Annotated in this window: 27 protein-coding genes; 9 read left to right on the forward strand and 18 right to left on the reverse strand. The window is 61.0% G+C overall.

All coding sequences use genetic code 11. The annotated features are described in order from the left end of the window. Positions 1 to 225: 225 nt before the first annotated feature. From DKK66_RS01165 to DKK66_RS01180, 4 genes are all read left to right on the forward strand, one after another. On the forward strand, positions 226 to 1,332 hold the full coding sequence (locus DKK66_RS01165) for a PfkB family carbohydrate kinase (protein WP_131354779.1): 1,107 nt from the start codon (positions 226 to 228) through the stop codon (positions 1,330 to 1,332). Continuing rightward, complete coding sequence (locus DKK66_RS01170; protein WP_131354782.1) at positions 1,329 to 2,255, forward strand: pseudouridine-5'-phosphate glycosidase; 927 nt, start codon at positions 1,329 to 1,331, stop codon at positions 2,253 to 2,255. Before DKK66_RS01165 ends, DKK66_RS01170 begins: the two co-directional genes overlap by 4 nt. Before the next feature lie 88 nt (positions 2,256 to 2,343). Then, on the forward strand, positions 2,344 to 3,009 hold the full coding sequence (locus DKK66_RS01175) for an HD domain-containing protein (RefSeq protein ID WP_131354784.1): 666 nt from the start codon (positions 2,344 to 2,346) through the stop codon (positions 3,007 to 3,009). A gap of 82 nt (positions 3,010 to 3,091) precedes the next feature. Further along, positions 3,092 to 3,511 carry a hypothetical protein gene (locus DKK66_RS01180; RefSeq protein ID WP_045847188.1) on the forward strand — a complete coding sequence of 140 codons (420 nt, stop codon included), beginning with the start codon at positions 3,092 to 3,094 and terminating at the stop codon, positions 3,509 to 3,511. A 140-nt stretch (positions 3,512 to 3,651) separates the two neighbouring features. Here DKK66_RS01180 and DKK66_RS01185 read toward each other — a convergent pair whose 3' ends face one another. The 5 genes from DKK66_RS01185 to DKK66_RS01205 form a co-directional block, all read right to left on the reverse strand. Beyond that, positions 3,652 to 4,461: a MetQ/NlpA family ABC transporter substrate-binding protein gene (locus tag DKK66_RS01185; RefSeq protein WP_045847187.1), complete on the reverse strand. Its 810-nt coding sequence runs from the start codon at positions 4,459 to 4,461 to the stop codon at positions 3,652 to 3,654. 107 nt (positions 4,462 to 4,568) lie between these two features. Further along, entirely contained in the window at positions 4,569 to 5,255 is a 687-nt protein-coding gene (locus tag DKK66_RS01190) for a methionine ABC transporter permease (protein ID WP_045847186.1), read from the reverse strand. Beyond that, positions 5,255 to 5,992, reverse strand: a complete 738-nt coding sequence (locus tag DKK66_RS01195) for a methionine ABC transporter ATP-binding protein (protein ID WP_131354787.1) — start codon at positions 5,990 to 5,992, stop codon at positions 5,255 to 5,257. Before DKK66_RS01195 ends, DKK66_RS01190 begins: the two co-directional genes overlap by 1 nt. A gap of 339 nt (positions 5,993 to 6,331) precedes the next feature. Further along, positions 6,332 to 7,081, reverse strand: a complete 750-nt coding sequence (locus tag DKK66_RS01200; RefSeq protein WP_370302738.1) for an endonuclease/exonuclease/phosphatase family protein — start codon at positions 7,079 to 7,081, stop codon at positions 6,332 to 6,334. A gap of 136 nt (positions 7,082 to 7,217) precedes the next feature. After that, complete coding sequence (locus DKK66_RS01205) at positions 7,218 to 7,505, reverse strand: metal/formaldehyde-sensitive transcriptional repressor (protein WP_131354795.1); 288 nt, start codon at positions 7,503 to 7,505, stop codon at positions 7,218 to 7,220. A 74-nt stretch (positions 7,506 to 7,579) separates the two neighbouring features. Between DKK66_RS01205 and DKK66_RS20640 the strand changes: the two genes are divergently transcribed. Beyond that, complete coding sequence (locus DKK66_RS20640) at positions 7,580 to 8,758, forward strand: sulfite exporter TauE/SafE family protein (RefSeq protein ID WP_131354798.1); 1,179 nt, start codon at positions 7,580 to 7,582, stop codon at positions 8,756 to 8,758. 1 nt (position 8,759) lies between these two features. Here DKK66_RS20640 and DKK66_RS01215 read toward each other — a convergent pair whose 3' ends face one another. Then, positions 8,760 to 9,362 (reverse strand): phosphatase PAP2 family protein, encoded by a 603-nt coding sequence (locus DKK66_RS01215; RefSeq protein ID WP_131354801.1) that lies wholly within the window; start codon positions 9,360 to 9,362, stop codon positions 8,760 to 8,762. Between the two features lie 141 nt (positions 9,363 to 9,503). Here DKK66_RS01215 and chrA point away from each other — a divergent pair, with 141 nt between their 5' ends. Next, positions 9,504 to 10,838 (forward strand): chromate efflux transporter, encoded by a 1,335-nt coding sequence (gene chrA / locus DKK66_RS01220; RefSeq protein ID WP_062789709.1) that lies wholly within the window; start codon positions 9,504 to 9,506, stop codon positions 10,836 to 10,838. Here chrA and nudB read toward each other — a convergent pair. The 7 genes from nudB to DKK66_RS01255 form a co-directional block, all read right to left on the reverse strand. Beyond that, positions 10,835 to 11,287, reverse strand: coding sequence for a dihydroneopterin triphosphate diphosphatase (gene nudB / locus DKK66_RS01225; RefSeq protein ID WP_062789707.1), 453 nt, complete (start codon positions 11,285 to 11,287; stop codon positions 10,835 to 10,837). The two genes, chrA and nudB, sit on opposite strands and share 4 nt — an antisense overlap. Further along, entirely contained in the window at positions 11,277 to 11,912 is a 636-nt protein-coding gene (locus DKK66_RS01230; protein ID WP_045847178.1) for a response regulator transcription factor, read from the reverse strand. Before DKK66_RS01230 ends, nudB begins: the two co-directional genes overlap by 11 nt. Next, the gene (locus DKK66_RS01235) at positions 11,909 to 13,216 is read right to left on the reverse strand and encodes a mechanosensitive ion channel family protein (RefSeq protein WP_131354804.1); all 1,308 of its coding nucleotides are present in this window, start codon (positions 13,214 to 13,216) and stop codon (positions 11,909 to 11,911) included. The genes DKK66_RS01230 and DKK66_RS01235 overlap by 4 nt, the downstream gene beginning before the upstream one ends. Positions 13,217 to 13,244: 28 nt before the next feature. Then, positions 13,245 to 13,934: a lipoprotein-releasing ABC transporter ATP-binding protein LolD gene (gene lolD / locus DKK66_RS01240; RefSeq protein WP_131354808.1), complete on the reverse strand. Its 690-nt coding sequence runs from the start codon at positions 13,932 to 13,934 to the stop codon at positions 13,245 to 13,247. Next, positions 13,927 to 15,174, reverse strand: a complete 1,248-nt coding sequence (locus DKK66_RS01245) for a lipoprotein-releasing ABC transporter permease subunit (RefSeq protein WP_062789698.1) — start codon at positions 15,172 to 15,174, stop codon at positions 13,927 to 13,929. Before DKK66_RS01245 ends, lolD begins: the two co-directional genes overlap by 8 nt. Positions 15,175 to 15,187: 13 nt before the next feature. Continuing rightward, a complete protein-coding gene (locus tag DKK66_RS01250) occupies positions 15,188 to 15,400 on the reverse strand; it encodes a hypothetical protein (RefSeq protein ID WP_045847223.1) in 213 nt (70 codons plus the stop codon). 75 nt (positions 15,401 to 15,475) lie between these two features. After that, complete coding sequence (locus DKK66_RS01255) at positions 15,476 to 16,261, reverse strand: C40 family peptidase (protein WP_131354811.1); 786 nt, start codon at positions 16,259 to 16,261, stop codon at positions 15,476 to 15,478. Between the two features lie 60 nt (positions 16,262 to 16,321). Here DKK66_RS01255 and DKK66_RS01260 point away from each other — a divergent pair, with 60 nt between their 5' ends. The 3 genes from DKK66_RS01260 (at position 16,322) to DKK66_RS01270 (ending at position 19,263) form a co-directional block, all read left to right on the forward strand. Then, a complete protein-coding gene (locus DKK66_RS01260) occupies positions 16,322 to 18,004 on the forward strand; it encodes an AarF/ABC1/UbiB kinase family protein (protein WP_045847174.1) in 1,683 nt (560 codons plus the stop codon). Further along, entirely contained in the window at positions 18,005 to 18,784 is a 780-nt protein-coding gene (locus DKK66_RS01265) for a hypothetical protein (protein WP_131354814.1), read from the forward strand. A gap of 125 nt (positions 18,785 to 18,909) precedes the next feature. Next, entirely contained in the window at positions 18,910 to 19,263 is a 354-nt protein-coding gene (locus DKK66_RS01270) for a DUF2325 domain-containing protein (protein WP_131354817.1), read from the forward strand. 86 nt (positions 19,264 to 19,349) lie between these two features. On the opposite strand, the gene DKK66_RS01275 is transcribed toward DKK66_RS01270, so the two are convergent. From DKK66_RS01275 to DKK66_RS01295, 5 genes are read right to left on the reverse strand one after another with little or no spacing between them, the layout of a single operon-like run. After that, positions 19,350 to 19,529, reverse strand: coding sequence for a zf-HC2 domain-containing protein (locus DKK66_RS01275; RefSeq protein WP_045847171.1), 180 nt, complete (start codon positions 19,527 to 19,529; stop codon positions 19,350 to 19,352). After that, positions 19,526 to 20,086, reverse strand: coding sequence for a sigma-70 family RNA polymerase sigma factor (locus DKK66_RS01280; protein WP_131354820.1), 561 nt, complete (start codon positions 20,084 to 20,086; stop codon positions 19,526 to 19,528). Before DKK66_RS01280 ends, DKK66_RS01275 begins: the two co-directional genes overlap by 4 nt. A gap of 2 nt (positions 20,087 to 20,088) precedes the next feature. Next, entirely contained in the window at positions 20,089 to 21,453 is a 1,365-nt protein-coding gene (gene radA, locus DKK66_RS01285; RefSeq protein ID WP_131354823.1) for a DNA repair protein RadA, read from the reverse strand. 22 nt (positions 21,454 to 21,475) lie between these two features. Continuing rightward, positions 21,476 to 22,075, reverse strand: a complete 600-nt coding sequence (locus tag DKK66_RS01290) for a hypothetical protein (RefSeq protein WP_131354826.1) — start codon at positions 22,073 to 22,075, stop codon at positions 21,476 to 21,478. Positions 22,076 to 22,131: 56 nt separating this feature from the next. Then, positions 22,132 to 22,890, reverse strand: a complete 759-nt coding sequence (locus DKK66_RS01295; RefSeq protein WP_131354829.1) for an SDR family oxidoreductase — start codon at positions 22,888 to 22,890, stop codon at positions 22,132 to 22,134. Positions 22,891 to 22,906: the final 16 nt, after the last annotated feature.

Raw genomic sequence — 22,906 nt, forward strand, 5'->3', positions numbered from 1 at the left:
CGCTGGCGGCATTTTTTTTGCCATTGACCAACGGAACAAAAAAGAAACCCGCCCGGATGCCGGACGGGTGATTCACCGCAAGGGTGAAAGTCTGCCCAGGCCAGTCGCAGCCTGGGCAGTACTTTTGTTATAGCCGCAAATCACAGTGGCGTGCCCTTTGAACTTGACCAGACGCTGACCGGGCCATTAGCATAAACAAATGTTTTACAAACAAACATAAGTTTAATGACCGAACGCGAACAGGAAATCCTGCAATGGCTGCGGCAGAACCCGCTGATTCCGCAGCAGGAACTTGCCGACCAGCTGGGCATCAGCCGCTCGGCCGTGGCCGGCCACATCATGAAGCTGATGCAAAAGGGTCAGATTCTGGGCAAGGGCTATATTCTGGCCGACAGCCCTTATGTGGTGGCGCTGGGCGGTGCCAATATGGATATTCGTGGCAGCACGGTGGCCGCTCTGCGTCAGGGCGACTCCAATCCCGGCAGGATAAGCTGCTCGGCCGGTGGTGTGGCACGCAATATCGCGGAAAACCTGGCCCGGCTGGGGGCGGATTGCCGGCTGATCAGCGCCGTGGGGGATGACCTCTATGGTCGGGCGCTGCTGGAAAGCACCCAGCGCGCCGGGGTTGATGTCCGCCACGTCCTGCTGCTGCCGGATGCGGCCACCTCCACCTATCTGTCCATTCACGGACCGGATGGCGACATGGCCATTGCCATCAATGACATGGATATCCTGACCCGGCTGGATGCCACGCGTCTGGCACCACAGCGCGAACTGCTGCGCCACGCCGGGCTGATTGTGGCCGATGCCAATCTCTCGCCCGATGCCCTGGCCTGGCTGTTTGCCGAAGCGGGCGACACCCCAGTGTTCATGGACACGGTATCTGCCTTCAAGGCCGACCGCCTGCGCCCCTGGCTGGGCCGCATCCACACCCTGAAACCCAACCGGCTGGAAGCAGCCAGCCTGTCCGGCCTGCCGCTGGATACCCCCGCGCAGGCCCCGGCCCTGGCCAGCTGGTTTCACCAGCAGGGCATCCGGCAGCTGATTGTCAGCCTGGCCGCCGACGGGGTGTTTTACAGCCATGCCGACGGTACACATGGCTGGTGCCCGGCCCCGGCCTGCGACATTGTCAACGCCACCGGCGCCGGTGATGCGCTGATGGCCGGCCTTGCCTGGGGCGCGCTGCAAGGCATGCCCTTACCCCACGCCGTGGAACTGGCACAAGCCTGTGCCGCTCTCACCCTGAGCTGTGCCGCTACCAATAACCCCACCTTGTCACTGACAGCCGTACAACAGCTGTGCCCCAATTTGCCTTATCCGGAGCAATCATGAGCCAACACCCTTACCTGGACATCCATCCCGAAGTCGCCGCTGCGCTGGCTGCCGGTCAGCCAGTCGTTGCACTGGAATCCACCATCATCTCCCACGGCATGCCCTATCCGCAAAACGTGGCCACCGCCTTGCAAGTGGAAGCCGAAGTGCGTGCCCATGGCGCGGTGCCCGCCACCATTGCCATCATTGATGGCCGCCTGAAGGCGGGCCTTGGCGCGGATGAAATCGAACTGTTGGGCAAACGTGGCCGGGAAGTGGTCAAGGTGAGCCGCCGCGACCTGCCTTTCATCGTGGCGGGCCGCCAGACCGGAGCCACCACCGTGGCTTCCACCATGATCATCGCCGCCATGGCAGGCATCCGCGTGTTTGCCACCGGCGGTATTGGCGGCGTGCACCGTGGTGCCCAGCACAGCTTTGATATTTCCGCCGACCTGCAAGAACTGGCCCAGACCCCGGTCACCGTGGTGTGTGCTGGTGCCAAGTCGATTCTGGACCTGGGACTGACGCTGGAATACCTGGAAACCCACGGTGTGCCGGTAATCGGCTACCAGACTGCCACCCTGCCCGCCTTCTTCACCCGTGAAAGTGCTTTCAAGGTGGATTACCGCCTGGATAGCGCCGCCGACATTGCCGCCGTAATGCAAGCCAAATGGGCGATGGCGCTGAAGGGCGGCATGGTGGTGGCCAACCCCATTCCGCAGCAATTCGCCATGCCGTCGGACAAGATTGACGCCGCCATCGAACAAGCCCTGCAGGAAGCCAGTGATCAAGGCATCGGCGGCAAGGAATCCACCCCCTTCCTGCTGGCACGGGTGTGCGAGCTGACCGGCGGCAACAGCCTGGCTTCCAACATCCAGCTGGTACTGAACAATGCCCGCCTGGCCGCCGCCATTGCACAGGACTACTGCCGCCTGACCGCCTGAGCACACCCGCCAACGCCCTGCTGCCGACATGGTTGACGCCTGCCGGCAGCAGCGGTGTAATCCTCGCCCCACCCTCTGGAATGCCACCATGTCACCGCTTGAACTCACCCCGCAACTGCAACACTGGCAGCAGCAGCTGATCGGGCTATTGCAACAACAGGAACCGGATGCCGACGGTGCCCATGATCTGTCGCACTTTCACCGGGTATGGGCGGCGGCGCGGCACATCCTGCCGCATCACCCGCAGGCGGATGCCCTGGTGGTGCTGGCAGCCTGTTATTTGCACGATCTGGTCAATCTGCCAAAGAATCACCCGGACCGGGCACAGGCATCGCGGCTAGCTGCCGCCAAGGCCAGTCAGTTACTGGCGGATGCTGGCTTTCCGGCTGACAAGCTGGCTGCCGTGGCGCACGCCATCGAGGCGCACAGTTTTTCTGCCAATATCCCGCCGCAGACCGACGAAGCACGCATCGTGCAGGACGCCGACCGCATGGACGCGCTGGGTGCCATTGGCCTTGCGCGCATGTTCTACACCTCGGGCCGCATGGGTCGGCAACTGGCGCATCCGGACAACCCGCTGGGCGCAGGCCGGGCGTTGGATGACCGTGAATACGCGCTCGATCACATCGAAGTGAAACTGGAAAAGCTGCCCGACATGATGCAAACCGCAGCAGGCCGTGCCATGGCGGTGGAGCGGCTGGCACGCTTGCATGCCTTCCGCCAGCAGTTTGTCAAGGAATGGCTGGCACGCTGAGGCCGTACTTCACGGGATGGGCAAGCCTTGTGGCTGCGGCGTATGATGGGACAAAAGCTGTCAATAACAGAGGAGATGTCCCATGCACTATCACAACGCACGTCTGCTGGAACAGGTCCACGTGGTGGTGGCAGATCTGGCTGCCAGCAAACGCTTTTACCAGGCCATCCTGCATGAGCTGGGCCGCACGCTGAGTGCAGAAGGCGCCGACTTCTTTCGCGCCGACGAACTGCTGGTGACAGGCGGCAAGCCGGAACAGCGCAGCCATGTTCATCTGGTATTCCGTGCGGCAAGCGCGCAGCTGCTGACCGGCTTTGTGGCCGCGGGCCTGGCTGCCGGTGGTCGCCCCGCCCCCAGCCTGGTTCTCGGGGATGACAGCAAGCGCTGTACCCTGCTGGACCCGGATGGCAACCCGGTCCATGCCGTGGTTGATGCCACACCGGCAAGCGAAGACAAGCCCGGCCTGCTGGAACACAAGGCTCCCTTCACCGTGTGCGAATAAACCGGTCATGCCAGCATCCGGGCTGGCCATAAAAAAACGGAGGGCATTGCCCTCCGTACAAGTCTTGTAGCCAGGAGTGTTACAAGAAAACCTGCCAGCCCCGTCATCATCCCGACAGGGCCACATGCATGGGTTACGGTTTATTTCCAGCTTTGCGGGAATTTGTAACCGGCATATTTCTGTTTGGCCCAGTCACTGAAGGCCTTGCTGTTGTAAGCGGCAATCACGTCACGTGCCCACGGCTTGCCCGCATCGGCAGCGCGCACCACACCCCAGTTGACATAGGCGTAGCTCTTTTCCTGGAACACGGCCTCGGTCAGCTTGATGCCGGAACTGGTGGCGTAGTTGCCGTTGATGACGGCAAAGTCCACATCGTTACGCGAGCGCGGCAGCTGGGCGGCTTCCAGCTGGACAATCTTCAGCTTCTTCACGTTCTGGGCGATATCACGCTCGGAAGCGGTCAGCGGGTTGATACCCGGCTTGAGCTTGACCCAGCCCAGATCGCTCAGCATCACCAGTGCACGGGCAAAGTTGGACGGATCGTTCGGCGCGGAAATGGTGCTGCCTTCCTTCACGTCCTTGAGTGACTTCAGCTTGCCCGGATAGATGCCCAGCGGTGCAGTCGGCACCTGGAATACTTCCTTCAGGCTCAGCTTGTGTTCCTTGACGAAGTTGTCCAGGTAAGGCTTGTGCTGGAATACGTTCACATCCAGCGCACCTTCCTGCAGGGCCATGTTGGGACGTACATAATCGGTGAATTCCACCAGTTTGACCGCATAGCCCTGCTTTTCCAGGATGGGCTTGATCGACTGCTTCACCATGTCGCCAAAGTCACCCACGGTGGTGCCAATCACGATTTCTTTCTTGGCCGGGTCAGCCGCCAGTGCCGGACCGGCAATGGCCAGACCCAGACAAGATACGGCCAGCGCCTTGATGACGAATCTACGCATGTGAACTCCTTGCAATGATTGATAAGGGAAAGCAGCTGGCCTGGCTGCCAGGCAGCACACCAGCCGGGTTGCCGGGCTGACGGTGTCGCCCGGTCTGTAGGATTGATTCAGCGCTTGTCCAGCCTGGCGGCCAGCCGGTTGCCCAGCAGCTGGATGATCTGCACGATCACCACCAGCAGCAGTACCATGGCCACCATCACGTCGGTCTGGAAACGGTAATAGCCATAACGGATGGCCAGATCGCCAATACCGCCGCCACCCACCACCCCCGCCACGGCGGAATAGCTCAGAAAGCTGATGGTGAGAATGGTCAGGCTGGAAATCAGCCCGGAGCGGGCTTCGTTCAGCAAGACCTTGATGATGATCTGCAAGGGGCTGGCCCCCATGGCCTCGGCCGCTTCCACCACACCCCGTGGAATCTCGCGCAGGGTTTGCTCCACCAGCCGGGCAAAATACGGAATGGCGGCAAAGGACAGCGGCACGGCAGCCGCCACCGGGCCGATGGTGCTGCCCACCAGCAGGCGGGTAAGCGGCACCAGCGACACCATCAGGATGATGAAGGGGAAGGAGCGCACCAGGTTCACCGTCCAGCCCAGCACACCATTGACCAGACGGTTGGCAAACAGCTGGCCCGGCTGCGACAGGTACAGCCAGATGCCCAAGGGCCCGCCCAGCAGGATGGCGGCAGCCAGTCCCACGCCCAGCATCAGGCCGGTTTCCTGACAGGCCTGCCAGATTTCCGGGGCCATGCCGGCCAGGTCAGCCAATGCCGCAGCAAAAGTCATTTCTTCCATCACGCAGCCTCCAGCAAAGAACGGGCGAGGTCTGAACGGGCATCCACCTTGCCATCGCTCACCTCCACCACTTCCACCACCTGGCCGGCGTCCAGCACGGCCGCGCGGTGGCAGATGGAACGCACCACATGCATTTCGTGGGTGACAATCACCACGGTCACGCCAAAGCGCTGATTGATGTCGCGCAGGCAGTCCAGAATGGACTGGGTGGTTTTCGGGTCGAGTGCCGAAGTGGGTTCATCAGCCAGAATCACCTTGGGACGCGGAGCCAGTGCGCGGGCAATGCCCACCCGCTGCTTTTGCCCGCCGGACAGCTGGGCCGGATAGTGCTGCGCACGGTCGGCCAGCCCGACCACTTCCAGACATTCCGCCACGCGCTGGGCGATATCGGCCTTGGACCAGCCGGCAATCTCCAGCGGGAAGGCGATGTTGTCGGCCACGGTGCGGTTGGCCATCAGATTGAATTGCTGGAACACCATGCCCAGATGCTGACGGGCGCGCCGCAAGGCAGGCGCATCCATGGCGGTGAGGTCCTGTCCGTCCACGATGACGGCGCCGCTGTCCGGACGCTCCAGCAGGTTGATCAGCCGCAGCAAGGTGGATTTGCCGGCACCGGAAAAACCGATCAGGCCGAACACTTCACCAGCGGTGATGGCGAGCGAGGTATCCTGCACAGCGTCGAACCAACCGCCACCGGGGCGGCGAAAACGCTTGCGGATGTTTTGCAGATGAATCATTCAAATACTCCGGAATGCATAAAGCCCGCCGATGACGCTGGCGGGCTTTATGCATGGAATCTTTGAATACTGAAAAGATTATATAAGCAGAAACTGAATTGATACGGGGTCTGCTTACCCACGCTTTAGCTGTTTTACGCCCGCAAGCTGTGTCAAATCGGCGATTAATTTTGGGTATTGAACATCAATTTTCGCTTTACGTCAAGCCTGGTGCAGTATTCCTGCCCTAAAAGCGCAAGCTTTGCAGTAAAACGGAAATTTTGCTGCTGACAAAGCAGGATTACGGCATGGTTTTATCAATCGTCAAATACTGATATTTCATATCGAACATCAGCATTTTCAGGCTGGAAGCAGCGATGCCGTCAGCGGCAAGTGGTCGGACAAACGCGACCAGGGCAGGCCGCGCAGCACATCGGCACTCAGCACCCGCAGGCCGCGCACATAAATGCGGTCCAGCGGCAGCACCGGCAGCCGTGCCGGAAAGCTTTGCGCGTAATGGCCGCGGTGGGTGAGAAACACTTCCTGCAAGCCAGCCTGCTGCAGGCGTTCGCTGGCCTCCCCCTGCCAGTCGTTGAAGTCGCCAGCCAGGATGATGGGCGTATCCGGCGCAATGGCTGCCTCGATGTAATGCAGCAGATTGGCGTATTGCTTGCGCCGGTCGCGGGCCAGCAAATTGAGGTGCGCACACAGCGCGGCTACCGGGCGGTTCCAGCCACGCGGCAACAGCATGCAATGCAGCAAGCCACGGCTTTCAAAGCGGTTGACCGACAGGTCGCGGTTACACCATTCGATGATGGGATGACGGGTCAGCACCGCATTGCCATGGTGGCCGTGCTCATAGGCGGCATTCAGGCCATACACCACCTTGTGATCCAGCCGCCGGGCCAGATAGTGATGCTGGGCTTGTACCGGCCAGCCCTCGTGACGCAGCGAACGCAGCAGGTTCTTGCCTTGAACTTCCTGCAAGAACAGCAAATCCGGTGACTGCATTTCCAGCGCATGGGCAATTTCATCGACCCGCACATGGCGGTTCAGCGGGGACATGCCCTTGTGGATGTTGTAAGTCGTTATCTTGAGTGGCTTCATCATCTATCCATAGCGCAAGCAGCCTCGCTTGTGCCAGTCCCTGGCGCAAATAATGCGCGATTTCCATCCTGGGGGGAGGCAACTTCAGGTATCAGCATGCCAGTCAGCCTGAAGCTGATGCGGCTTGCAGCAGCCAGCTTTATTTCAGGTAGGAGCGGACCAGGCGCATCACCTGGTCGGCTTCCTGCTGCCGTTCCGGGTCGACGTCGGCAGCAATGGCGGCGGGGGCCAGCAAATGCTCGCGCAAATGGCCTTCCAGCACTTCGGCCATCAGGCCATTGACCGCACCGCGTATCGCAGCAATCTGCTGCAGTACCGCCATGCACTCCTGCCCTTCCTCCAGCGCCCGCTCGATGGCGGCGGCCTGTCCCTGGATACGCCGTACTCTGGCCAGTAGCGGTTTTTTTCCCTTTACGGTGTGTCCCATTGCGATTTTCTTTCTCAAAACATACTGGGGGGTAGTATATTGCGGACATTCTCATCCTGATACGCATCCGCATCATGCCACCACTGAGCGAACTGATACAGCAAGGTTCCACCAACCTCTGGCTGTTCATTCCATCCGCCATCCTGCTGGGCGCCCTGCACGGGCTGGAGCCTGGTCACTCCAAAACACTGATGGCGTCCTTCATCATTGCCATCCGCGGCAGCATTGCCCAGGCCGTGCTGCTGGGCCTGTGCGCGGCCTTGTCCCACTCGCTCGTCGTCTGGCTGCTGGCGGCAAGCGCCCTGCACTATGGCAACCAGTTGCTGGTTGAACAGGCGGAGCCATGGCTGCTATTGCTCTCCGGCATCATCGTGCTGGGCATTGCCAGCTGGATGGCATGGCGCACGCGACTGGACAATCTGGCGGCCCGGGCCTGGCAGCACGCCCCGCACGGCGGCAAGATGATCAATACCGGCCATGGACTGGTGGAGTTAGTGCTGGAGGGTAATGACAGGAACAGCGAGGCCTGTTTTCGCCTGTATTGCTACAGCGCACAGCTACGCCCGCAAAAGCCGGCCAGTGAGGTGCAGTACCGGCTACAGGTACGGCGGGATGACGGCCAGCAAGAGGACTACCTCCTGATATCACGAGGGAGCTACCTGCAGGCGGAGCAGCCCATTGCCTTGCCGCACCAGTTTTCCGTCACGCTGCACATGCTGCATGGCAATCATGGCCATCAGTTTGCCCTGCGCTTTGGCCCACCGGCAGCGCGGCGCTACCAGCAGCGCAGTCAGAATCCCGCTGTTGTCGGCAAAGGCAGCATGCTGGCACGGCCGCAACGCGCGTCGGCCCAGGCCGACACCGCCGAGCCGTATCAGGATGCCCATGAAAAAGCCCATGCCGAGGAAATTGCCCGGCGCTTTGCCGGCAAAACGGTAAGCAATGGCCAGATTGCCCTGTTCGGGCTGACTGGCGGCCTGATGCCCTGCCCGGCCTCAGTCACCATCCTGCTGATTTGCCTGCAGCTCAAGCGGGTAGCGCTGGGGCTGACCATGGTGGCGTCGTTCAGCATCGGCCTGGCCATTTCACTGGTGAGCGTTGGCGTGGTGGCCGCCTGGGGAGCACGACGGCTGGGTGAGAAGTTTCATCAGCTGGATGGCACCATTCGACGCCTGCCTTATCTATCCAGCCTGATGATGGTGGTGATTGCAACCGTGATGATGCTGCAAGGTGGCCTGCAGCTGGCCGGCTGAATCAGGCCTTGACCCAACCCAGCGCAATCGGCTTGGCCAGCAGGCAACGATAGCTGCGATTGAGGCCATCGAGCACACGCTGGCCAAAGCGCGGCCAGGCGGCATGCAAGGCCAGCGCATAGGGCAGCGACAGCAGCAACCCACCCAGAATATCCAGCGGCCAGTGCACACCCAGATAAATGCGTGACAGGCCCACCAGTACGGTCAGCAGCAACAGCAGCTGGCCCAGCCTGGCCTTGCCGGCCAGCCAGAAGGCAAAGGCGGTGGTGGCGAAGATGGTGGTGTGGTCACTGGGGAAGGACGGGTCGGCTGCATGGTCGATAAAGCGATACCCCAGGCCAATGGCAAAGGGGCGCGGGTGATCCCACAACATGCCGATCAGCTGATTGCACAGCAAGGCCAGCCCGACACTGAACAGCACCTTCAGCGCACGCTCGCGCTGGGCACGCTCACCCCACAGCCACATCAGCAGCAGCAATACCGGAATCAGCAAAATCAGGTATTTGGCAAAGAAGATGGCCAGCTTGATCATCAGCACGGACGAAGCGGGCGTGGCGTTGATGAGCAGGAAACAAGCCTGATTGAAGCTTTCCAGTGCAAGCATGACAGTATGATGACAATTAACGGAAAAACGGATTGTAACGATCCTGCCGCATGCTGTCCTTGCCTGTTTTGTGACGAAGTTTGTACTGCCCGTGCAAAATGGGCACACTTTGCTTACACAAATACCGATTCCGGACAGTCCATGCCTGTCAACAACACACCGCCAGCACCACGGTCCGTCTCTTTGCGCGAGGCAAGCGCTTTCTGGCTGAAGCTGGGTTTCATCAGCTTTGGCGGCCCGGCCGGGCAGATTGCCATCCTGCATCAGGAACTGGTGGAACGCCGCCGCTGGATTTCCGAGCGCCGCTTTTTGCACGCGCTCAATTACTGCATGTTGCTGCCCGGCCCGGAAGCCCAGCAGCTGGCGACATATATTGGCTGGCTGCTGCACCGCACGCCTGGCGGTATCGTGGCTGGCGGACTTTTTGTGCTGCCTTCGCTGCTGATCCTGATTGCGCTGTCGTGGGCCTATCTGGTATTTGGCCAGCTGGGTGTGGTGGCGGGCATGTTTTACGGCATCAAGCCGGCCATTGTCGCCATCGTGCTGCATGCGGCACTGCGCATTGGTCAGCGTGCCTTGAAGAACCGCCTGCTGTGGGGACTGGCACTGGCTTCCTTTATCGCGCTGGCCGGTTTCGGACTGCCCTTCCCACTGATCATCCTGACTGCGGCCTTGATCGGCGCGCTGGCGGGCAAACACTACCCGGCGCTGTTTGCCGCCGCAGGCAGCGGACATGGCGCAGCGCATCAGTCAGCCGGACCGGCACTGATAGACGATGACACTCCACCGCCTCCTCATGCCCGTTTCAGCCGTGGCGGGCTGGTGCGCGTAGTGCTGGCCGGCAGCCTGTTGTGGTGCGGCCCGATGCTGGTGCTGCTTGGCCTGTTTGGCTGGGACCACCCCTTCAGCCAGATGGGCTGGTTTTTCACCAAGGCTGCCTTGCTGACTTTTGGCGGGGCATATGCGGTGCTGCCCTATGTCTATCAGGGTGCAGTGGTGCAGCATGGCTGGCTGAATGCCGGACAGATGATGGACGGACTGGCACTGGGCGAAACCACACCCGGCCCGCTCATCATGGTAGTGGCCTTTGTCGGCTTTGTCGGTGGCTTCCAGCATGCAGGGGGTATGGTTCCGGGGCTGGCTGGCACACTGGCCGCCTGCCTGGTGACCTGGTTTACCTTCCTGCCATCTTTCCTGTTCATTCTGGCTGGTGGGCCGCTGATTGAAAGCAGCCATGGCAAGCTGTCGCTCACTGCGCCACTGACTGCCATCACCGCGGCAGTGGTGGGCGTGATCGCCAACCTGGCGCTGTTCTTTGGCTGGCATGCGCTCTGGCCGCAAGGCTGGCAAGCCGGGCCGGACTGGCAGGCCATCCTGCTGGCCGTGGCTGCGGCACTGGCACTGCAGCGCTACAAGGTGGGGGTGATCAAGGTGATTGCCGCAGCAGCCGTGGCCGGCTGCCTGCTGCACGGCTAGTCGGCAGGCAAGCCCAGCCGTGTTGCCAGCTGGCGGATGGCTGCGGCATTGGAGGGGGAAAACACCAGCTCGGCGGCCTGTTGCCAGGGCAGCCATTGCTGGGACACATGCTCGCCTTCCGCCAGCCGCACCGCTTGTGGCGCGTCCAGTTGCAGGCCAAACACATATTCATCGTTATGCGTCACGCCGTCCGGGTAGCGATGACGCCAGTGCGGGTAGATTTCGTAGCGGTTGTGCAATTGCCAGTCACTCAGCACATGCTGGTCGGCATCCAGCCCGGTTTCTTCCAGCACCTCGCGCCGTGCTGTCTCCAGCAGGGTCTCGCTGCCTTCACGGCTGCCGGTGACCGACTGCCAGTAGCCCGCCCGGTCGGCGCGTTCAATCAGCAAGACTTCACCGGCTTTGGTGTGAATCACCACCAGCACGGAAACCGGCTGCTTAGTGCCCATCGCCACGCCCTCCGGATGCATCGGCCTTGCTGGCAGCCAGCAAGCCGGCCAGTTCCACCGCCGACTTGACGCCCATTTTCTCGAACACACGGGCACGGTGTACTTCCACCGTTTTCATGCTGATGGAGAGCTCTTCGGCAATCTGCTTGTTCAGCTTGCCCAGCAAAATCAGCTGCATCACTTCCTTTTCGCGCTCGGTCAATTGCGCCAGCATGCTGCCCACCCGCTGACGGCGGCCATGGCTGGCGCGGTTGCTTTCATCCTGTAGCAGCATTTTTTCCACCCGTGACAGCAATACCTCGTCGTCGAATGGTTTTTCCATGAAATCCAGCGCGCCCAGCTTGATGGCAGCCACCGCATGCGGCACATCGCCATGGGCGGTCAGCATGATGGCTGGCGGGCAGTAGTCCAGACCGGCAAGGCGCTCCAGCAGCATGATGCCGGACATGCCGGACATGCGCAGGTCGACAATCAGACCGTTGAAGCCGGTATCCGGGCCGGTGGCCAGGAACTCTTCGGCACTGTCAAAGCCGCTGACCTGGTAGCCCTGACCGTCCAGCAGCCAGATCAGCGCCTGCCGTACCGCGGCATCGTCATCCACAATCGCCAGTCGTTTGCCTGTCATCCCTGCTCTCCCCGGCCGGGCAAGGCCACGGCCACATCACTGACAATACGCACATCCCGCTGCGGATAGGGAATTTCGATACCCAGTTCCTTGAAACGCCGCCAGATGGCCAGATAGATTTCCGAACGCAAGCCCATGAAGCCGTTTTCCGGGTCTTTCACCCAGATGCCCAGCTCCAGATTGATGCCGCTATCGGCAAAAGCCGTGACAAAGGCAGCCGGAGCCGGGTCGGTCTTTACCCGCGGGTTGACTGCCGATTCACGCAGCACCGCCAGTGCCTGGTCCAGGTCTGTGCCGTAATCCACCTGGATGGGCAGACTGATCCACATGGACTTGTCGGAATAGGACTGGTTGATCACGGTATTGGAAATCAGCGCGTCATTCGGCACCAGTGCTTCGGAGCCATCCGCGCTTTTCAGTACCACATAGCGGGAGGTGATGCGGGTGACATAGCCTACCCGGTTATCCACCATCAGGCGGTCACCAATGCGAATGGAACGGTCCAGCAAGATGATGAAGCCGGACACATAGTTGCTGGCAATCTTCTGCAAGCCAAAACCCAGCCCCACACCGACTGCACCACCGAATACCGACAGTACGGTGAGGTCTATGCCCACCACCGGCAGCGCGATGAGCACCGCCACCACAATCAGCAGGGTGCGGGCCATCTTGGCAAACACGATGCGCAAGGACAGGTCCATGTGCTTGAGCGCCATCACCCGCGCCTCGATCACCCGGCTGACCCACAAGGCCACTACCACGATGATCGACACCCACAACATGGCATTAAGGATGGTGAGCAGGTCCAGCCGCGACTTGCCGACGGAGAAGGAAACCGACTGCAGCCAGTCCAGCATCACTTCATCAAAGCCGATGGCCCAGCTGACAAAACCCAGCCACAGCACGGTGGCGATGAAGTGTTCGGAATTACGCTCGAACTTGCCCTGCGGCAGCGCCTGACGCATGACCGCGGTAAACAGCCGGATCACCCCCAGCCAGAACAGCATGGCGGTAAACAGGGGAAGCAGGTGCGGACGCGTATGCATCACCATCATCCAGCCCATGATGCACAACAGCATGGATACCAGCGCAACCAGCGGCAACACCAGCCGGAAGGCGGTATAGGGGATGAAACGGTCGTAACGCTCCGGGTGATGCATGAACCAGCGGCGGAAGGTATTGCGTGCGGCAAACACCCCCAGCAACAGGCATAGCACGCCCAGCAACAGCTGGGTCAGCCCGGGGCCGCTCTGCAGCGCCTGCAATACCACGTCAAAATCCATTTCTTCACGCACAAACAGCATTGTTTTCTCCGTATCGCGCACCGAGGATTCAGGCGCTCAGCACTGCGTCCTGCAAACGGCCTTCCACCAGCCGCAATGTTCGCTGCGCCCGGCCAGCCAGCTCCAGGTCGTGCGTGACGATCACCAGACTGGTGCCCAGCCCGGCATTCAGCTCCAGCATCAGGTCGAACACCTGGCGTGCGGTCTGGTAATCCAGATTACCGGTAGGTTCATCGGCCAGCAGGCAGGCAGGTTCGGTCACCAGCGCACGGGCAATGGCCGCCCGCTGGCGCTCGCCTCCGGACAACTCGCCCGGCTTGTGCTGCAGACGCTGGGCCAGGCCGACCCGTGTCAGCATGCTGGCCGCACGCTCTTCGGCTTCTTTGCGCGGCAGGCGACGAATCAGCAAGGGCATCATCACGTTTTCCAGCGCAGAGAATTCCGGCAGCAGGTGATGAAACTGGTAGACAAAGCCCAGCGACTGGTTGCGCAGCACACCACGCTCGGCCTCGGACAGGCCGGCCAGATCGCGCCCCAGCACTTCCACCACGCCCTGGCTGGGCGTATCCAGCCCGCCCAGCAAGTGCAGCAGCGTGCTCTTGCCCGAACCCGAGGCGCCGACAATGGCCAGCCGTTCACCCTTGTCCACACTCAGCGATACATCGGACAGCACGGTCAGGTTGAGCCGCCCTTCGCTATAGGTTTTGCCCAGATTGCGGCAGTTCAGCACATTACTCATAGCGCAGCGCCTCCGCCGGCTGGGTGCGCGCGGCACGCCAGCTCGGGTAAATGGTGGCCAGCAAGGCCAGCAACAGGGCAATCACGGTAATGGTGCTGACATCGCCCAGCTGCACATCGGAAGGCAGGTAGTCGATCATGTACACCTCGCTGGACAACAGCTTGGTGCCCAGCACGCGTTCGATCAACGGCACGATCACATCCAGATTCAGCGCCACCAGCACGCCACCGGCCACCCCGGCCAGGGTACCGCTGACACCGGCCACCGAGCCCTGGATCATGAAAATCTTCATGATGCTGGACGGTGCCGCACCCAGGGTGCGCAGAATGGCAATATCCGCCTGTTTGTCGGTCACCACCATCACCAGCGTGGATACCAGATTGAAAGCCGCCACCGCCACGATCAGGGTGAGGATGATGGTCATCATGCGTTTTTCGATTTGCACCGCACGGAAGTAATTGGCATTGGTATCCGTCCAGTCGGTCACCTGATCCTGCTGGCCCAGCGCCTGCTGCAGGTTGGCCTTCACCAGCGGAGCCAGCATCGGGTCATCCAGCTTCAGGCGTACGCCGCTGACGGTATTGCCCAGCCGCGACAATACCTGGGCATCCTGCAGATGGATCATGGCCAGCGAGGCGTCGTACTCGAACATGTCCACCTTGAAGATGCCGATCACGGTGAACTGCTTGTAACGCGGAATCATCCCGGCGGGCGTGACCGTGCCTTCCGGGGTGAACAGCGTCACCTTGTCGCCCATGCCCACATTCAGCTGTCTTGCCAGTTCCACCCCCAGCACGATGCCAAAACTGCCCGGCTGCAGCGCCTCCAGCTTGCCGCGCACCATGTGGCGGCCTACATCCACCACCTTGTCCTCAAGCACCGGTTCGATGCCGCGTACCAGGCCGCCGCGTACATTGCCGTAGGCGGAAAACAGCCCCTGACCATTGACGAAGGGCGCTGCCGCCAGCACATGAGTGTCCCGCTCTGCCACTTTGGCCACGCTCTGCCACTGCGGCAGACGGCCATCAAAGGCGGAGATTTCCACATGGGAAGCCACACTGAGGATGCGGCCACGGATTTCCTTCTGGAAACCGTTCATCACCGACAGCACGATGATCAGCGCGGCCACGCCCAGCGCGATGCCGACAATGGAAATCAGGGAGATAAAAGAAATGAAACCGTTGCGCCGTTTGGCGCGCAAATAACGCAGCCCAATCAGGACTTCGAATGGCCAATGCATGCCAGAATGCCTTTCAGGGCTGGTAGGGGTTGTGCAGGCTCTGCATCAGACGGACCAGGAAGTCTTTCACCTGCGCCTCGTCACAGCCCATCAGAATGGCATCTTCCAGCGCGTCCTGCGCCATCTGCTGCAATTCTTCCAGGTTCTCGTTCATGACCTTGATTTTTTCCACGCAGGCCACAATGCCGCCCTGCGGATCTTTCCATACCGGTATGTCGATATTCATTGCCATGGCTGGCTATTCCTGAAAACGCAATGCCCGCACAGGCGGGCATGGAGGTGATGACAAACCGCCAGCTTGTCAGTTGGCGGGTTTCTTCTTTTTGCCGTGGCCGGATTTGGCAGCCTTGGCCGGTTTGCCGGCCTTGTCGGACTTGGCTGCACGGGAAGACTTCTCCGCCTTGCCGGCCTTCTTCTTGCTGCTGGCCGCTTCGGCCACCGGCTTGCACTTCTTGCCCTTGCGGCACTTCATCGTGGGCGCGACTGCACTACCGCCACTGCCCTTGGCTGACACCGTGTCCGTGCCATTCACGTCATCTACCGCAGCCACGGTATTGGCATTGCTGCGATTGATGCGGCGGGCACCGTTCCAGCGGCTTTGCCAGTAGCTTTGACTGAGGCTGACCACTTCGATATTGCGACCGGTGCGCGGCGCATGGATGAACTTGCCATTACCCATATACATGCCGACATGGGAATAGGCAAAACCACGGGTATTGAAGAAGACCAGGTCTCCCGCCACCAGTTCACTTTTATCGACAGGCTTGCCAATGCGGGCCATTTCGGCGGAAGTACGCGGCAAATTGACCTTGAGGGATTTCTGGAATACATAACGGACAAAGCCGCTGCAATCCAGGCCGCTGACCGGCGAATTGCCACCAAAACGGTAGGCAACACCCAACAGGCTCATGGCCTGCAGCAGCAAATCTCCTACAGCATCCTCGCCAGGCGAGGCATACTTGGCAATGGGGTCTTCCGAGGCCTCGACCTTGGGCCGTGCGTCCTGCGCAGTTTTTTCAGGTGCGGCCTGGGCAAAAACCATGACGCCAGCAAGCATCACGGCGAGTAATCGGAGTTGCAATTTCATAGGCCGCACTCTATCGGACAGGGACGGGAGTGTAAAGCCAACTTGGACACCAGATAGCCCATGCTCAGAGAAACTCTTGTTGCAATGCGTGACCTTCCACGCCTGAAGGAAATCAGCGGCATTCTCATCCGCCACGGTCTGGGCGAGTTTGCCCAGCGCCTGCGTCTGCCGCGCGCCATGGAAAAAGCCGGCGAATGGCTGAACCTGCATCTGCCGGATGCCGATGCCGGCCTGCCTACCCCGGTGCGGGTGCGGCTGGCCTTCGAGGAGCTGGGCCCCACTTTCATCAAGCTGGGGCAGATTCTCTCCACGCGGGTGGATGTATTCCCGGCCGAGTGGATTGCCGAATTCGAGAAACTGCAATCCACCGTACCGCCGGTGGATCCGGCCTCGGTACGACTGCTGGTGCAAAAAGCGCTGGGCAAGCCGCCGGAAGAGCTGTTTGCCAGCTTTGATGAGAAGCCCATCGGCTCTGCTTCCATCGCCCAGGTGCATTTTGCCACCCTGCACGATGGCAGCCATGTAGCAGTCAAGCTGCGCCGCCCCGGCATTGTCGACAAGGTGGATGCCGACCTGCGCATCCTGGCGCATCTGGCTACGCTGATCGAGCTGGAATTTCCAGACTCGCGCCGTTTTCAGCCGGTGGAAATCGTCAGCCAGTTTTCCCGCTCACTCAAGCGCGAGATGGACCTGGCGGTGGAAGCACGCAATATGGAACGCTTCGCCCGTGACTTTGCCGACGATCCGCAGGTGGTGGTGCCCAAGGTGTACTGGGATTACACCAATCCGGCAGTCAACGTGCAGGAGCATATCGACGGCCTGTCCGCCAGCCGGCTGGAACAACTGGCCGACAGCGGGCTGGACCCGGTGCTGCTGGCCAGCCGCGGTGCCGACGCGGTGCTGAAGATGATTCTGCTCAACGGCTTTTTCCACGCCGACCCGCACCCGGGCAATGTGTTCTTCCTGGCGGAACACCGCATCGCCTTCATCGACTTCGGCATGGTGGGGCGCATCAGCCATGGCCGACGCGATGAAATCGTCGATCTGCTGGCGGCCCTCGGCGAGCGTAACGAACACGCGATGATGGACGTGCTGATCGAGTGGACCGGCAGCACACCGGTGGACGAGCAGAAGTTTGCCTATGACATCAGCGAATTCATGTTCCAGTACGAACACGTCCCGCTGAAGAACCTCAACATCAGCCAGCTGATCAACGACATCATGGCCCTGATTCGCGACCACGGCATCCTGCTGCCGCCGGACATGGCCATGCTGTTCAAGGCGCTGATCACGCTGGAAGGGCTGGGCCGCCAGCTGGACCCGGACTTCCAGCTGGTGGAACACATCACGCCCTTCGTGCGCGAACTGATCGTGGCGCGCTACCACCCCAAAACCCTGCTCAAGCGCGGCAAGCTCACCCTGCAGGAAACGCTGGGCATGCTCACCGGGCTGCCACGCGACATCCTGCGCCTGTCCAAGGACATCCGCCAGGGCAAGTTCCGCATCAATCTGGACTTGCAGCGGCTGGACAGCTTTGGCAAACAGCTGGACCGCAGCACCAACCGCCTGACCATGGCCATTGTCACCGGCTGCCTGATCATCGGTTCCTCCATCGTGATGACGGTGAACGCCGGGCCCAAGCTGTTCGGCCTGCCCTTCTTCGGCTTCATCGGCTTCATGATTGCGCTGTTCAACAGCGTGTGGCTGATCTGGTCGATCTGGCGTTCCGGCAAGGAGCTGTAAATGCGCTTCGTGTTACTTGTTTCCTTATTGCTGGCCAACAGCGCCGCCCAGGCCCTGCAACTGGTCGAACTCAACTGGCGCGCGCCCAGCGAACTGCAAGCGGCGCTGCAACCGCAACTGCGGCCGGATGAACGACTGAGCGCGATGGACAACCAGCTGATCATCGACGCCAGCCCGGCGCGGGAGGCCCAACTGGCTGCACTGGCCCGCCAGCTGGACGTGCGCCCGGCCAGCCTGCGCCTGGATGTGAGCCAGTCCGGCAGCAATGCGCAGAACCAATCCGGGGTGCAAGTACAAGGCAACATCAGCATCGGCCGCATCATGCCTGGCCAGACAGGTAGCAATCTGGCCCTGTCCGCCCAGCAAGACAGCCGCGCACAATCCAGTCAAGTCCTGCAAAGCCTCACCCTGCTGGACGGGCGCAGCGGCTTTATCCAGCTGGTGCAAAGCCGCCCCCTGCCCTGGCTGATGCTGACGCCGCAAGGCAACCTGGTGCGTGGCAGCAGCATGCAGGATGCCATTACCGGTTTTTATGCCCGTCCGCGGCTGAACGGACAGCGCGTGAGCATCGAACTGGCCGTCAGCCAGCAAGCCTTCAACGGTGTGCAACGCACGGGCAACCAACTGTCCACCACGGTAGAAGGCCGCTTGGGAGAATGGCTGGAAGTTGCCCGCACCACGCAGGACAGCCAGGGGCGGGAAAGCCTGCTGATCGGCGGCAGCCAACAGCAGGGACAGCAAAGCCACAGCGTACGGATTCGCGTGCAGGCCCTGCCCTGAGCGGCATCTTCGCTTGCCGGCAGGCACAATAAGCCACACAACAATGACAATGGACTGTCACGGCGCTTGCATTTGCAAATAGTAATGATTATCATTTGCAAAACTTATCCGGACAGGAGCCACTCATGAACGCAATGCTGGTAGGTGCAGATACCCTGGGCAACATCCCCTCCGTGCTGCAGGAACATGGCATCCAGATTCACCGCCACCTGAGCGGACGCAACAGCTCGCACCAGCGCAAGCTGGACCGTCTGCCGGCAGGAACCGACTTGCTGATCCTATTTACCGATTTCCTCGGCCACAACGTGATGCGTCACTTCCGCTCGCTGGCCGCAGAACAGGATATCCGCTTCATTGCCTGCCGCCGCTCGGTGTGTGCGCTCAAGCAATCGCTGACCGGTGCAGGGCTGTGCGAACAGGCTTGTGCCAGCTGTCCGCAGCATCAGGCACAGCGCAGGCAGGCACACCAGGCCGCATGAGCCAGGCCGCATGAGCAATGAAAAAGCCGACCCGCGAGTCGGCTTTGCTTTGGCCTGTGACAACCCAGGACTGGGTGCGAAACAAGCTATTCGCCGCGTCCGGCCTGGCGGGCCGACTGGCGCAATACTTGTAGCTGATGCGAGAACTGGCGGCAATTGCCGCACATCCACAAATGCACGCGCAGACGCACGTGATCCCACTGGCTCAATGGTTGATCCAGCCCTTGCGATATCAAACGGCTGGCCTGTCGGCAATTGATCTTCATGCCCTGGCCTCCCCGGTCCAGCGAATTTCGAAACATTCGCGCAAGCTCATCCGTGCGCGATAGAGCAGTACTGAACAGTTAGTCGCAGTAATGTCCAGATTGTTACAGATTTCGGTAATGTCCAGTCCCATCACCTCGCGCATGACAAAAGCCATGGCGGTGCGGCGCGGCATCACCTCGGAACAGCGCTCGAACACTTCCCAGAACTGACGGGACATCAAGGACTCCTCCGGCCCGCTCCAGGCCTTGATCTTGTCCTGCCAGTGGCCATCCTTGCTGAACAGGCCGTCAAAATCGCTATCGTCGGTTTCATCCTCCAGCGATTCGAACAGCACCTCCTTGCCCTTGCGGCGCAGGCGGTCCACCAGCTTGAAGCGCAGGATGGAAGTCAGCCAGGTGCGCAGGCTCGATTTGCCGTTGAAACTGTCACCGGATTCCAGCGCCGCCAGCACGGTTTCCTGCACCACCTCGTTGGCGGCATCCCGATCACGCAGCTGCGCCAAGGCATAGCGCTGCAAATAGCCCAGTTCGGCTTCCAGGTCTGCATGGGAAATCATGTTCAGTCTCCACGGCAGTAATCAACCGCATGTTCCAGCCGGTCGACGGTAATGACTTGCAAACCTTCAATCGGCTGACGCGGCTTGTTGGCCGTGGGCACCAGTGCGCGGGTGAAGCCCAGTTTGGCCGCCTCTTTCAGGCGCTCCTGGCCGCGCGATACCGGACGCACTTCGCCGGCCAGCCCCACTTCACCAAATACCACCAGTTTTTCCGGCAGGGGCTTGTTACGCAGCGACGACACCATGGCCAGGATGACGGCCAGATCGGCCGCCGGTTCGCTGATCTTGACCCCGCCCACGGCGTTCAGGAATACATCCTGATCGAAACAGGCCACGCCGCCATGGCGGTGCAGCACCGCCAGCAACATGGCCAGCCGGTTCTGCTCCAGCCCCACGGTGAGGCGCTTGGGTTGCATGCCGTGACAGTCATCCACCAGCGCCTGCACTTCCACCAGCAAGGGGCGCGTGCCTTCCTGCGTCACCAGCACGCAAGAACCGGGAACATCGTCGCGGTAGGACGACAGGAAAATGGCCGAGGGGTTTGACACGCCCTTGAGCCCGGTTTCGGTCATCACGAACACACCCAGCTCGTTGACCGCGCCAAAGCGGTTCTTGATGGCGCGGATCATGCGGTGACTGGAGTGGGTATCGCCTTCGAAATACAGCACGGTGTCCACCATGTGTTCCAGCACGCGCGGGCCGGCCAGCGAGCCTTCCTTGGTGACATGGCCTACCAGCAGGATGGTGGTGCCGGTCTGCTTGGCCATGCGGGTGAGCTGGGCCGCACATTCACGCACCTGCGATACCGAACCGGGCGCCGAAGTTACCTGCTCGGTGTACAAGGTCTGGATGGAGTCGATGACGGCGACTTCCGGCTGCTCTTGCTTGAGCGTTTCCAGAATGGCTTCCAGGCGGATTTCCGCCAGCAGGTTCACCTGGCTGGGGTCAACCGCCAGCCGTGAGGCCCGCAGGGCAATCTGTTGCGGCGATTCCTCACCCGACACATACAGCACCTTGCGCCGCTTGCCGATTACCGCCAGCGCCTGCAACAGCAGGGTGGATTTGCCAATGCCGGGGTCGCCGCCGATCAGGATGACGGCACCACGCACGATGCCGCCACCCAGCACGCGGTCCAGTTCGTCGATGCCGGACGGGTCACGCGGCACTTCTTCGGTCTTGACCTCGGACAGCACTTGCACACGGGCATTGGTGGTGGACCACGACTGGAAACGCGGATTGCTGCTGGCGGGCGTGGAGACGGCCTCTACCAGGGTGTTCCAGGCGGAACAATGCGGACACTGGCCCTGCCATTTCGGCACTTGGCCGCCGCACTCGGTGCAGCTGAAAACTGTTTTGGTTTTTGCCATCAGGAAAAGCGCAGGAAGGGGTTCAACCGGGATTGGCGTTGTTGGCGTTCTCTGCCGGAGCCTCGCCACCGGCTGCCGGTTTGTTGCCATTGAGTTGCTGGATGATGTTGAGCAGGCGTTTCTGGTCTGGTTCGCCGCTGCTGCTGGCCTTGGATTTGGACTTTTCACCACCGCCATTCTTGCGAATGGCCGCCAGAACGGCGGCCACTTGCGGATCGGTCTTGGCTTCTTTGTCCGCCTCTTCACTGGTCAGCGGCGGCGGCGAATTGGCCACCGCACCCTTGGGTGACGTGGCCGCACTGGATGACTTGCCTTCTGCCGGTGAACTGGCAGCAGCTTTCGCGGCAGAAGCTTCAGCATGACCGGCGGCACTGTCTGCCGGTGGTTCCATGGTATCCAGCTTGTTCTTGGCCATGTACTCGTTCATTTCACGCCAGCCGGCGTAAATGGCCGCGGTATCGGCATCCGGATTACGCCGGAAACACTCTTCCAGCGAGCGGCCGGTCTGACGACAGGCGGCACCGAGTGCCTTGTGTGCCTCTTTGGACAGGCCGGATACATTATTGACCCAGTTGCAGCCGGCCAGCACCGCCAGCAAGGGCAGAATCCACAGACTCTTCATGCATTACCCCCATTTGCCATCCGCCGCAGCCACACAGGCCACGGCGCAGATGCAGCTTATTCGCCTTTTTTGCTGCGCAGGTCCAGCTCGATGATTTCGCCGCTGCGACCCTTGCTTTCTGCCGACAGCCAGTACAGCAGATAGGGCATCAGCGTGGCCAGGTCCGCCCGCTCGCTCTTGGCTTCACCCGGGTGGGTGCGATTGCGCTGCGGCGAATTCACCGGGCCCGGAATCAGCTGGTTGACGCGCAGGTTCGGGTAGACGTCCCATTCATCGGCGGCCACCTTGGTCAGATAGTTCAAACCGGCCTTGGACGCGCCAAAGCCACCCCAGTAAGCCGCAGGGTGCAAGGAATGGCTTTCGCCCATGAACAGTACCGATGCATCCGGTGATTCCTTCAGCAGCGGCAGGCAGGCGCGGCTCAGCGCAAACGGGGCCACGGTGTTGATGCGGTACTGGTTCATCCACTCGTCGATGCCCTGGTTGGACAGTGGCGACAAGGCGTAAAAATGCGATGCGCAATGCACGATGCCGTCCAGTCGGCCCAGCGTCTGCTTGATCTGGAAAGCGGCATTGCCCAGTTGTTCGTCAGTCGCGGTCAGCAAGTCCAGCGGTATGGCTGCCGGCTCCTTGCCGCCTGCGGCCACGATTTCATCGTAGACCTTCTCCAGCCCTTTTACGCTGCGCGCCAGCAATACGACATCCGCACCATGTGCAGCAAACGTCAGCGCGGCTTCCCGGCCCACCCCTTGCGTTGCGCCCGTCACCAGAATGACGCGGCCTTCCAGACAATTCTTGGCAAATGTTTGGTTCATTTTGTTTTTTCAGCTG

Source organism: Aquitalea sp. USM4, from assembly GCF_004328945.1.
Taxonomy (GTDB): Bacteria; Pseudomonadota; Gammaproteobacteria; order Burkholderiales; family Chromobacteriaceae; genus Aquitalea; species Aquitalea pelogenes.